This is a genomic window from Holzapfeliella floricola DSM 23037 = JCM 16512 (assembly GCF_001436605.1).
Classification (GTDB): Bacteria; Bacillota; Bacilli; order Lactobacillales; family Lactobacillaceae; genus Holzapfeliella; species Holzapfeliella floricola.
In genome coordinates this window covers 248,824-261,683 of record NZ_AYZL01000020.1, presented here as the reverse complement: position 1 = coordinate 261,683, position 12,860 = coordinate 248,824, and the positions used below count along the sequence as shown (strand labels likewise).

The 12,860-nt window shown below is 35.3% G+C and carries 10 protein-coding genes; 2 read left to right on the top strand and 8 right to left on the bottom strand.

Annotation, left to right across the window (positions count from 1 at the left end; translation table 11 throughout):
* Window positions 1-51 precede the first annotated feature (51 nt).
* The 8 genes from FC86_RS05485 to mvk form a co-directional block, all read right to left on the bottom strand.
* Window positions 52-483 (bottom strand): alanyl-tRNA editing protein, encoded by a 432-nt coding sequence (locus FC86_RS05485; protein WP_056975065.1) that lies wholly within the window; start codon window positions 481-483, stop codon window positions 52-54.
* Between the two features lie 35 nt (window positions 484-518).
* A complete protein-coding gene (locus tag FC86_RS05480) occupies window positions 519-755 on the bottom strand; it encodes a hypothetical protein (RefSeq protein ID WP_056975064.1) in 237 nt (78 codons plus the stop codon).
* Window positions 756-768: 13 nt separating this feature from the next.
* Window positions 769-1,197 (bottom strand): MarR family winged helix-turn-helix transcriptional regulator, encoded by a 429-nt coding sequence (locus tag FC86_RS05475; RefSeq protein WP_056975063.1) that lies wholly within the window; start codon window positions 1,195-1,197, stop codon window positions 769-771.
* Window positions 1,198-1,289: 92 nt separating this feature from the next.
* Window positions 1,290-1,556: a hypothetical protein gene (locus tag FC86_RS05470; RefSeq protein ID WP_056975062.1), complete on the bottom strand. Its 267-nt coding sequence runs from the start codon at window positions 1,554-1,556 to the stop codon at window positions 1,290-1,292.
* Window positions 1,557-1,579: 23 nt separating this feature from the next.
* Entirely contained in the window at window positions 1,580-2,632 is a 1,053-nt protein-coding gene (gene fni / locus FC86_RS05465) for a type 2 isopentenyl-diphosphate Delta-isomerase (protein ID WP_056975061.1), read from the bottom strand.
* Between the two features lie 12 nt (window positions 2,633-2,644).
* Window positions 2,645-3,715: a phosphomevalonate kinase gene (locus FC86_RS05460; RefSeq protein WP_056975060.1), complete on the bottom strand. Its 1,071-nt coding sequence runs from the start codon at window positions 3,713-3,715 to the stop codon at window positions 2,645-2,647.
* 24 nt (window positions 3,716-3,739) lie between these two features.
* Window positions 3,740-4,714 carry a diphosphomevalonate decarboxylase gene (gene mvaD / locus FC86_RS05455; protein ID WP_056975059.1) on the bottom strand — a complete coding sequence of 325 codons (975 nt, stop codon included), beginning with the start codon at window positions 4,712-4,714 and terminating at the stop codon, window positions 3,740-3,742.
* A complete protein-coding gene (gene mvk / locus FC86_RS05450; protein ID WP_162257578.1) occupies window positions 4,715-5,623 on the bottom strand; it encodes a mevalonate kinase in 909 nt (302 codons plus the stop codon).
* An 82-nt stretch (window positions 5,624-5,705) separates the two neighbouring features.
* Here mvk and FC86_RS05445 point away from each other — a divergent pair, with 82 nt between their 5' ends.
* Window positions 5,706-9,248 (top strand): PD-(D/E)XK nuclease family protein, encoded by a 3,543-nt coding sequence (locus FC86_RS05445; RefSeq protein WP_056975057.1) that lies wholly within the window; start codon window positions 5,706-5,708, stop codon window positions 9,246-9,248.
* Window positions 9,241-12,846, top strand: coding sequence for a helicase-exonuclease AddAB subunit AddA (gene addA / locus FC86_RS05440; protein WP_056975056.1), 3,606 nt, complete (start codon window positions 9,241-9,243; stop codon window positions 12,844-12,846). Before FC86_RS05445 ends, addA begins: the two co-directional genes overlap by 8 nt.
* Window positions 12,847-12,860: the final 14 nt, after the last annotated feature.

Sequence of the window (12,860 nt, the reverse complement as noted above, 5' to 3'; positions counted from 1 at the left end):
AATTATTTCAGTTTTAAAAAGAGAGCTTATCTAAGTAAGCTCTCTTTTTTATTATCGTAATGCCAATTTTATTCTTTTCTTTAAACGACCTTTATTTTTAAGTTGAGTTAAGTCAAAATCACCAATTTCATTACTTTTAGAAACATGTGTACCACCGCATGCTTGTTCATCTAATCCTTCGATTTTTACCAGTCTAACGTGGCGAACGCTTTCTGGAATCAGATTAGTATAGGTTCTAATCAAGTCTTCGTGACTTAATTCCCCTCGATCAACTTCTTCACTAGAGATAACTAAGTCTTGCTTAATTAGATTATCAATTGTTTCTTTGAAACTTTCCTTATCAAGATTATCAGGAACACGATCTTCAGGGAATTGTATTTCTAAACGAGCATGGTTCTCTTCAATAGCACTACTTTTAGCTAGTGCACCATAATGATTATACAAATAACCGGAAACTAAATGTAAAAGGGTATGATAGCGCATATTACGGAATCTAAAATCCCAGTCAATATGTTCAACTACATGCTGTGCGTTAAGAGGCAGTGCTTTGTCGAGATGATAAACTGCATGGCCATTGTCATCACGGCTAAAGTTTGTTCACTATTAACTTCTAGCCAAGCCTTATCACCAGGTTGCCCGCCACCGCCAGGATAGATAATCGAACTGTCAAGAGTGACAGCCATGCCGTTATCATAAAATGATGTGATAGTAGCATCATGAGTGTCTTGATAACTATTAATTAAAAATTGTTCCATGTCTAAAATCTCCTTATTTAGGATGAGTCTTTTTAAAAATTTTTTCGATAGTTGCCATGCTTTGTTCAAGTTCATTGATTTCTGAACTTGAAAGCACTTTCAAATTATCAGCAACTTGATTGTCTGATTGCTCTTCAATATGATTATTCAAATCTTGTCCTTTATCTGTTAAATAAAGGTGATAAATGCGTAAATCTTGTTCATCTTGTTTTCTTTCAATTAAGTCATCTTGTTTTAATTTTCTCAAAATGCGACTTAAATAAGTTTTATCAATACTTAGAATGGGTAGTAAATTATTTGAAATAATACCTTGATTTCTACCGATTTCACCTAAGACGCGCATTTCCAATAGTGAATATTTTAAATCAAAAACATGATTATTAAAAACACCCAATATCTGCGTGTAGAATCGGTTAAAGTGACGAATATTTTTAATAGTCATAGCATTACCTCCAATTCTTTTGATAAACAATACTTTACAAAACTAGTTGCATTTTGTCAACTAGTTTTGTGTTAAAAAAGAAGGTTAATAATTTAACCTTCTTTTTTTGTTTGTCTTTTAACCATTCGATATAACTTTGCAGTTCCAAGAATGGTTAAGCCATAATCTGCTTTGATTTTATCAAGAGCCTCTCTAGGAGACAAGGTTAAGTAAGTAGTTTGGATATTTTTGAATTCTTTTTTTGAAGAGAGAATTTGACGTGCTTTAGCATTAGCTTTTTTATGATCAACCAGCTGACGTACGATACTGAATAGGGCAGCTATAAGTAGTAATATTCCAATAATAAGGTAAATATTCAATGTTTGGCTCCTTATTGTTTTATTTATCGAAAATCATGACGTAATTGCTGACGATAATTTTCAAGTTCTAAGTGATAATATTTGTTAATTGTTGAAAATTGGACAGGACTTTCAACACCATAGACGGCACTTAATTCTTTAAGATGGGTGATAAAGGTCTGAAGAAAGTGTCTAGCTTCTTCATAACCATGACGTTCAAGTTGATGAAGCAAAATCCCGCTAATCCCAACAGCCTTTGCACCTAAACTGAGACACTTCAAAGCATCTAGCGGTGTTTTGATTCCACCAGAAGCTAGGTAGTTCAGATTAGTTTCATTAGCATTAATCAGTGATTGAAGGGTTGATAGGCCAATATCACTTAAATAGCTGTAGTCATGTTCAGAGCGTCTGAAGTTTTCAATTTTAGCAAAATTAGTTCCGCCAGAACCGCTCAAGTCAACTGTTTTAAAGCCTTCTTTTTCTAATAAAGACAAAGTAGCTAAGTCAAAACCAAATCCAACTTCTTTGATAATAACAGGGACGGATAGGTCCCCTTGCAATTGCCTTAAATTCTCTAGCCAAACAAAGTCACGATCACCTTCGGGCATAACAATTTCTTGAACAACATTGACGTGGACTTGAACCGCATCAGCTTGCATAACTGAGACAATATGGTTAGCATCTTCAACAGAGACAAATGGGTTAATATTTGCCATAACTAATCCATTTGGGTTTTCTTGACGAATAATAGAGAAACTGCTTTCTTGTTCAGGCTCTTTTACTAGAATAGAAGCAGAGCCACTGGCAATCCCAATATTGAATTCATTTGCAAGTTGTGCGAGTTGCTGATTGATTTTAGCTGAACGATTAGATCCACCAGACATTGCATTAATATACAAAGGGACACTGAGTGTTCGATTAAACAAGTCGGTTTCAAGATTAACGTTATTGACTTTAGTTTCAGGTAGGGTAGGACGAATCAAGCTCAACTCTTTAAACTTGTCTTGTTCTTGTGTTTCTTTATAAAAAATTTCAGCGAGAGACAGATGCTCATCTTTTCGATGTGAGCGAATGCTTTGTTTGTGTTCAGGTTTCATAAGTCTATCCTTCTAAAGAGAGTGTACTTTAAAATTTAGCGGCGTAATATCTTCATCAAGCCATTGCGATTTCATCTGGTCAACAGTTGTATGAGAGTCAGCAATAACGATAGCACAATCTCCATTTCCTGCGCCTGAAGTTTTAGCAGCACCGTGATTGAATTCAGCAATTTCGATTAATTTGGTTAGTTTTGGAATTTCAATCTGCACGTGACTCATATTTGCAAGCGATTGAAGTAATAATCTATTGTAGCGAATTTCATTTTGAATTTTTGAAGTGTTTCCCGTTTCAAATCCTTCAATCATGCGCAAAATACAATTTCGCGTTTCATTCACGAAGTTTTGATACTTTTCAGGGTATTTAATTTTGGCCTGATCAGTTTTATCAACCAGTTGAGAAGTGTAGGCAGGAATACCACTCCAACCAATAATTAATTCTAAATCTTTAGGTGGCGTTAATAATTTGATTTTCAGCTGTGGCCAGGCAAGGTTTAAAACTTCAGTTAACGGTCTATTTTCTAGCTCAGCTAAAACGGACTTTTTATCAAATGATTGATAGGCAATCCAGCCACCATATACACTGGCAGCAATATCGCCTAGTGAGCCATTGCCTTGAACTTTAAGGTGGGCAATGGCTGCTAATTTAAAAACTAAACTTTTGTCTAGTTCCATGCCATAAAAACTCAATACAGCTTTAACAGTCGCAACAGTTACTGCAGCAGAGGATCCTAAACCATATTTACGTCCATCTTTAGCATCAAGTTCACTATTGATATTCAAATCAAAAATATCAAGTTTACCTTGATTTTCTAGCACGTATTGTTCAGCATAGTAAATCCCCGACAAGATAAAGTGGAAGGGGTTATCTCGGTTATCTAAAACCATTTTATTTTCTTGACGAGTCCAGTGAACAGCATCTTGTGAGTATTGTTTAGAATGAATCGTTCCCACATGTTTTTTACTTTTGTTGATACTAACGCTAACGAATTCATCTAAAGCAACCAAGATAGCAGGGCTAGTTTCTTCAAGTACGGCATATTCACCTGCTATATAGAGTTTTCCTAACGCATATTCTGTAATCAAATTAATTCCTCTTTTTTATTTTTATTATGATAAATACTGAATTCCAGGTCCAAAAGTAGCTTGTATAATTGTTGCTTTTGGTAATTTTTTGTTGAAATAAGCTTTAATCGCGTCAATATTTTTTGACTGTGTTAATATTTTTAAATTTGGACCCGCATCTAAAGTATAATAACAAGAAATACCATTATTGCGCAACTCTTGTACAGCCTGCATGGCAACCAGCGTATCAGGCTCAAAGTATGTGAAGCTTGGAACGGCAGCTAAGTTAGTTGCGTGCATGGCCATAGCGTTATTTTCAGCCACTTTTCCTAGCAATTCAAAGTCGTTTTGTTTAATCGCATAAGTCATTAAGTCTAAATCATTTTTAGCTTTTTGAACCCAAGCATCATAATAAGCAGATGTTTCAACTGTATTTTGCATCCCTGAACGTGAAGGAATCTTTTTACGTGCACCATTTGTCTCAATAGCTAATAAGTGCAAATCCATCTCAGGATGTTCATCAATTGCCGACCCAACTGAAGTCAAATCATTTCCAGTAGACCACATTGCAAAACCACCAAATAAAGAGCGTGTAGCAGAACCAGAACCTAGGCGTGCTAGACGAGATAATTCCGACTTAGATAGGTCAAGACCCATTGCTTTAACAGCTGCAGCAGTTAAAGCAGCAAATCCAGAAGAAGAGCTAGCAAGCCCTGCAGCGGTTGGAACGTGATTAGTAGAAGTTACTGTAAAGTTGGGCAAGTCAAGCTGGTTAAGTAGGGTTTTGATTTTATGAATATGATTAAACACACGATCTGTCATCTCATCATTAACAAGTTCGCCATTTAAGTAGAACTGATTGGTCGTAAAACCAGAACTAAACTCAACTGTTGTGTCTGTATAAAAAGCATCAAGCGTCATTGAAAGGCTTGAGTTATAAGGTAATATAAAATTTTGATTTTTTTTACCCCAGTATTTAATTAGGGCAATATTGGTATGTGCGCGGGCAGTTGCTTTCATTTAAATCTCCTCAATCCAAGTATTTTTTGCGCCAGCTAATCGAAGCGCTTGGCTAATTTTTTCAGCTGTTTGGCCGTTTTCAGCAAGACTAATTACGATACCACCTAAGCCACCGCCACTTAGTTTGGATCCTAGGCTACCGTGAACATTAGCTGTGTGAATTAATTGATCAATAATAGGGTGTGACACCTGTAGTTGTGATAATACAGTTTGTGCCTTATTGAAGACAATTCCTAGTTTTTTAATATCTTGTTTTTGCCAGAGTGCTTTTGTTTGTTTAACTAATTGTGTTAAGTCGTCAATGTAGGCTTTCCCAATACTTGATTGATATTGTTGTTTAACTAGTGAAACCGCTTTTTTAGTATTTCCCAAAACACCACTATCAGCAATAACTAAGTGAGCACCCAGTGTTTGATTGATAAACTCACAGTGACCATGATCAAAATAAACCAACCTGTCACGACAAACAGTGGCAATATCAAGCCCACTAGCAGAACCATGGTTCAATTCTTCAGCGTGATTAGCGTAAGCAGTTTGCTCATCAAAAGACAGCTCTAATGCTAAAGCGTCATTTAATGCTTTAATCGTAGCTAAAGAAGTTGCGGCAGAAGAACCTAGGCCACGTTCTGTTGGAATATTACTGATATAAGTTGCTTCAAAAGCTTGATGAGATTCAAAGTGAGTCAATAAATAAAAAAGTCCTGGATGCTTAGCTTCAATGGTACTGATAGGTGCATCTAGGTTGATGTTTGCACTTTTAATATAGGAAGTGTTGCCATTAATAGGTGTGAGTCTAACTGTGACGTTAAGATTTTGAATGGGAAGTGCAAGTGCTGTTTTATCGTAGACAACACTATGTTCACCTATTAAAATGGCCTTTCCGTGTGTGGTAGCTGTGGCAGATTTCAACAATAATCCCCTCCGGTAAATAATATAAATTTTGAAAAATATGATAAGATTTAACTACTAATAGCAAGGAGTGAGTAGAAAAATGTTAGATTTTAGATTAGGTGATCAAACTGATAATGTTCATCAGGAATTATTAGATGAAGCCGTTAATCATTACTATCACAATAAGAATGAATTGACGTTCATCATTGTTCCTAACCATATCAAATTTGATACTGAAGTTAGTGCCATGCAAAAACTATCACTTCTTGAAAAGAAGAAACTAGTGAGCACTAAAAACTTACAAATATTATCTTTTTCACGTTTAAGCTGGTTCTTTTTGAAAGATAGTCAAAAAGGGTTACTTCCCATTTTAACAGATACAGCAGCTAAGATGATTTTAAAACAAATTTTAAATGATAATCAAGAAACGTTAAACTTATTTAAGACTTCAAGACTTACAATGGGATTAATTGATAGCTTTTATAAACAAGTTTTAGAACTTGAAGAAGCTTATATTGAGCCTGATGATTTGCAATCAATCAGCGCGCAACTAAATTTAAGTTATGAAACAGCCGATAAGGTCCATGATTTACAGATTGTTTATCGGGCTTTTCACCACAAAATTAAAGGCCATTACTTAACGCAAAATCAACAACAACAGTTCATGAATCAATGGCTAGCTGAACAAACAGAGTTGTTAAAAAATGCGGCCTTTTATGTGAGTGACTTTTCGCATTTTTCTGTGCAAGAAAAAGTATTGATTAAAGTCTTAATGACCTATGCTAAGCAGATGACGCTAGGATTTAAGTTGGGGATGCATCATGACCGCCTTAGCTTGGATTCTTCTGATTATGATTATCATGTGCAAAGAATGATAAAAGAGTTGCGTGATTTTGCTGAAGATAATCAGTTAGATTATCGAACGACTTGGGCACAATTACCGCTTCTTAGTGGGTCAATGCGTGAGTTAAATCAATTTTTTGTCAAAAATGCACAAAATGAACCTATTGAAGCACCTGAAAAAGATTTGAGTCGGCAATTATCTTTTATTGAAGCAGACTCAACATTTGCTGAAACTTATTTTGTTGCACGAACAATTTATCGCGAAGTCGCCCTAAATAATAGACGCTATCGTGATTTTATCGTGATTGCACCATCACTCGAAAAATATGAAACACAAATTCGTCCTATTTTTGACCAATTAGGTATTCCGTTTTTCAATGATTTACAAGTTCAAATGAAATATCATCCTTTGGTTTTGTTGGTCGAACAATTAAGCTTATTGGTTGATAAAGGATTAACAACAGATAGTCTGTTAACTTTCATCAAAACGCGTTTAATTATACCAGAAAACTACGATGACGATGTGCAATTTACGCAAGATATCGCCAGTTTAGAGAATTATTTAGTTGAAAAAGGAATTAACTATAACCGCTTGATGCAACCGTTTGAAGTTAACGAAGATGATGAGTTAATGGGGAGGTTGGAGCAATTAAGACGCTACTATAGCGAACTAATCACACTTATGACACAAAAATTGACCCAACCTCAATCAGTTAAACAAGCAATTACGCATTTTTATGACTTTTTGGAAAATTATGGTGTCTTAAAACAACTTGAAAAATGGCGAGATCAAGCTAACAACCAAAATCAACTGCAATTGTCACTTCAACCAGAACAAACCCTGCAAACTTTGGTTGAAATGCTAGAAGATTATTACCGCATTAATGAAGATAGTGAGTTTGATTATGTTGATTTCTTTGAAGTCCTTTTAGCAGGATTTTCTTCAGCAACCTTTTCACAAATTCCATCGACATTAGATGCTGTAACAGTTTCTGAGCTAGGGATGGTTCAAGCGCCTAAATACCAAGTTGCTTTTGTTATTGGTGCAGATGACACGTCTATTCCTCAAATTTCATCAGATGATGCCTTTTTAGCAGGGGACAATGTTAACGAAATTAAAGCTCAATTTGACAAAAGCAACCTCACGTTAACTCTATCTGAGAATTACTTTGAACAAGAGCTAACACTAGAAGATAAAAAAGCTTATCAACTAAGCACACAACCTTACTTGTTTGGGTTAGCGATGACCGCAGCCACTGATAAATTGTATTTCTCACATGCAATTATTGACCGCCAAAACAAAGCCAAACAATGGTCAAGCTATGTAAAAGATATTAAGAATCATTTTGGCATTGCTTCAATCCGTCAAAAAGACCTACCAACAGGGGAAACAGATGATTTACTTAGCTTTATTACAACACCTGAGTTTTCAGTAGGTTATTTAGGCTACTTAAACCAAAACCCAGATAAAATCGCGGACAGGTCTGACTTTAATCAAATCACGGATAAGACGTTAGCTAGTGCGACAGATGCTCAAAAGGTACAAACGACTTATCAAGCTAAAGACTATCGCAATTTACCTGTTCAAGTTGATGCTGAATTATCAAAACAATTATTTGGTCAGCGATTAAGAACTTCTATTTCACAACTTGAAAGCTATTATGCCAACCCATTTGAGTTCTTCTTGAAATACGGGTTAAGATTGCGTAATCCACGTGAATTTGAGTTTGGGGTTCTTGAAATTGGGAATTACTTCCATGGTATTTTTGATCAATTTGTTAAACTAATGAAACAGCAACAGCTAACAACTCAAATGTTATTCGAAGATAAAGACAAGTTTGATCAAGTCTTTGACCAAGCAACGACTATCATTAATCAACTACCTGAATTTAAACCCTTTAGTCAAAATCAGTACTATCAGTTCTTACAACATCATTTAGTTGAAACGGCCAAGGTTGTCTTACAAGATTACTTAGAGCTTAATCAGCAAACAAAATTTGAACCGTTTGCTTCAGAGGTTGAATTTAACTTGAAACCAGATACTGATAACTTCAAACCGCTTAAAATTAAGCAAGAAGGCCTTGATATCCAAGTCAATGGAAAGATTGACCGTATTGATCAAACTGATGATTCAATGCATCCCTATGTTCAAGTCATTGATTACAAGTCAAGTGTTCACGACTTCAATCTAGCACAGTTTTATCATGGTATCTCACTACAGTTAGTGACGTATTTAGAAGTTGTTTTAGCTAATCAAGACCGATTTGGCGGGGGAGAAGTAAAACCATTTGGGGCTTTTTATCAACATATTTCAAAAGGATTGCTGAATGAAAAAGATAATCTCAAAAGCAATTATCAATTAGGAGACAGTCATCAAAAATACTTAGCTAATAAAAAGTATAAAGGGTTAATGGTGCAATACGGACAATCTGATATTTCAACTGATATCGAGCCTAACTTGATGGGGACTTCCACAATGTATAGTAATATGCGAGTTAAAAAAGATCAAAGCATGAGCTTTTCAAAAGAAAAAAGTATTAAAGAATCAGATTTACAAAGTTTGCTGAACTACAACAAGCAATTAATTGCAAAAGCTGGTCAGCAAATCTTAAATGGTCAATTTCCACTAAGTCCGGTCAAACATAATAACCAAAAGACGGCGCTTTCTTATTCTGATTACCGTGACATTTTCTTCTTTGATGCGATGTTACCAGATAACCGTTACCGAATAATTGATAGCGTTGATACTAAAACTTTACTAGAAAACATAAAAAAAGGAGTGCTCCCACAAGATGACTAGTCAATTTACCCCTGAACAAACCAAGGCCATTTATAATCATAATCATGACATCTTAGTTTCTGCTTCGGCGGGTTCTGGAAAGACGACAGTACTGATTAAACGCGTAATTGAAATGATTCTAGCAGATACATCGGTTAAAGAATTATTGATTGTGACGTTTACTGAAGCAGCAGCTAATGAAATGAAACAACGGTTGATTTCAGCGATTAAAGATGAGCTCAAAGTTAACCCAACCCCCGAGTTAAAAGAACAGTTATTGCTTTGTGAAGATGCCAATATCTCAACGTTGCATGCCTTTTGTTTGCAAGTCATTAAACGTTTTCATTATGTGATTGATCAAGACCGTTCGTTTAGTCTCTTAACCGATGACGTGCAACAACAACTGTTAAAAGAACAAACGTTCGATTCTGTAAAAAACCACTACTTTAAGACTAATGACACTGTTTTTCGTCAGATGTATCAGAACTTTATGGGCGACAAAAATGATGATGCAGTCGTCTCATTATTTTTAAGTTTATATGAAACAGTTGTCTCAAGACCTGATGGACAAGCCTTTTTAGATGAGTTGCCAAAAGCTTATGACCTTGAAAATAGTCAAACACTAGCCAAAGTTTATGCAGAATTAACTTTACAGTTACAAACCATTCACCAAAGACTAACACGCGTTTTAGAAAATGAGGTATCAAAAGATGCATCCCTTGATAAAGTCGAACAAACGATAACACAGTATTTAGAAAATAGTCAGCAGGTATTAGAGTTGTTGGCTCAAGAAATAAAAGACTATAATCAGATTCGAACAGCTTTTCAAAGTCTAACGTTTAAAGCACTTCGCAAACCAAAAGAATTAGAAGATAGTCAAGCTTTTGAAACAATCAAATTGGTTGTTGCGGGTACTAAAAAGCAACTCAAACAGTTGTTCGAGCGTTATTTATTGCTACCTTATGAAGAACAGCAAACGCTAATGCAGACTAGTCGGTATTATGTTGAAAAAGCTGTTGAAGTTGAGCGTCGTTTTATGAAGACCTACAAACAGCTTAAAGAAGAACAAAATGTCTTAGACTTCAATGACTTAGAGCAACTGACTTATCAAATTTTGACACAAGATACTGAGTTATCAAAAATGGCAAGGTCATTTTATCAAAACCAGTTCAAAGAAGTTCTAATTGATGAGTATCAAGATATTAATGCCTTGCAAGAGGCTATTCTAGCGGCAGTAGCTAAGCCGGATGAAGGCAATCGTTTTATGGTGGGGGATATAAAACAATCGATTTATGGGTTTAGACAAGCTGATCCAAGTTTGTTTTTGAACAAATACTTAACCTTCACAGAGAATCCGTCACTTTCAAATCCCAATGAACGCATTGTTTTAGCGGATAACTTTCGTTCTAATAACCCCATTATTCAGTTTATTAACTCGTCATTTGAAAAGATGATGAAACAGTCTTTTGGTGGGGTAGATTATGATAAACAAGCTCATATGAAGTTTGGTGCAAAAAGCTATCCCCAAACCGTTGACTCAACGCCTGAATTCTTATTCATGGATAGTGAGACCAATAAAAATAGTGATGTGTCAGAAGAAAAAATGGTGATGCATCGCATTCAACAATTATTTGAAACGGACTATCAAGTGTTTGACGCTAAATTAAACCAAACGCGTCCGATTACTTATCAAGATATTGCGATTTTGACACCAACCCGTGCTAATAATTTATCAATTTTACAAATGTTTACTGAACACGGAATGCCATTATATGTTAACGATGCTAAGAATTACTTCCAAACAATGGAATTAACGGTAATGCTATCTTATTTGACGATTATAGATAATTGTCACCATGATATTGAACTTGTCAGTGTCTTGCGTTCACCGCTTTATCAATTTGATGAAAATGATTTAGCTAAAATTAGAATTCAAAGTCGCGATACAGATTTTTATGATGCCTTATTGACTTATCAAACAAGCGAAGATGAAATACTAGCTCAAAAGGTGACGCAGTTCTTACAAGATTTGCATTATTATCAAGATTACGTGACACAACATCGTTTATCTGAGTTGATTTGGGAAATTTATCAACGTTCTGGATTTTTAGGATTTGTTAGTGGGATGCAAAATGGTCCTCAACGTCGCGCCAATTTGCAAGCCTTATATGAACGTGCGGCTTCTTATGAAAGTGCGGGATTCAAGAATCTCTACCAATTTCTGAAATTAATGACTAAGATGAAATCATATGATAAAGACCTTGCACAACCAATTTTAGCTGAACAAGCCCAAGATGCGATTCAGCTGATGACTATCCATGGGAGTAAAGGGTTAGAATTCCCTGTTGTCTTTGTTATGGGGATGGGTAAGACCTTTTCACTACAAGATTTAAAACAAGCTAATGTTTTAAATAAAGATGTCGGTTTAGGTATTGCGTTAAAAGGTGTTTTACAAAATCATCACAGTCAAGTGGATACATTAGTTAAAGGACTGGCATTAGATGCTGAACAAACAGAATTATTAAGCGAATACCTGCGTGTACTTTATGTTGCGTTAAGTCGAGCTAAACAAAAATTGATTATGACGGCTAATGTCAAAAAATTAGAACAAAAAATAGAACTTTGGGATACTTACTATGATGAAGCCGCACAACAGGTAGAATTAACCTATCTAAGAGAAGGGCAAAGTTTTATGCATTTCTTAGGGCCAACGCTTTCACTTAGTCAAAAAATATTGAATGCACCACATTTTCAATCCCAACCAATATCCAGTCGATATGAAGCTTACTTCTATCAGAATGATATAACAGACAGCTTGAAGACTTTAGAACAAGAACCAATTACTCAAAGTCAAAAAATATCGAGTCGGTTGTTAGAACAAACTTTAGATAGGTTATATAGTAATACTTATCCATTTGCTTCTTCTGTTAAGACGACAGCCTATCAAGCTGTATCAGAAATTAAAGATCGCTTCAGTGACCCTAATCTAAAAGAACTTGGTGCAACCTCGCATTATCAAGAGTTAAATGCCTCCAACCGTTATCTACAACCAATTACTGCACGTCCTGACTTTTTAACGACGTCTTCTTATTCTGCAGCACAGATAGGAAGTGCAACTCATTTAGTAATGCAGCAAGTCGATTTTAGTCGCATTGATGAACCGGACTATCCCAAAAATTTATTACAAGAGCTAATTGATAATGATTTAATTGAAAAAGACTTGGCTAAACAGGTGAATCTTTCTTATATTGAATCTTTTTTAACGACAGAGTTTGCGCATAATATTGCACATCATCAAGAGACTCTTGAACGAGAAGTGTCGTTTTCATCACTTATTTCAGCTAAAACTCTATTTGATGATTTCACAGATAGGGATGCACAAATTCTGGTTCACGGAACAATTGATGGTTATATTCAAACGTCAGCTGGTATTATTTTATTTGATTACAAAACTGATTATATTAACCCTGGTCAAAAGGCACGAGATATTGCTAAAATAGTAAGTAAGTATCGCGGACAGTTACACCTTTATACGCAAGCAATTGAATCTTTTGCTGAACAAAAGGTGACAAAACGATTATTAATCTTACTTTCTATCAATGAAATTGTAGAAGTATAAAAGGGGATGCAATT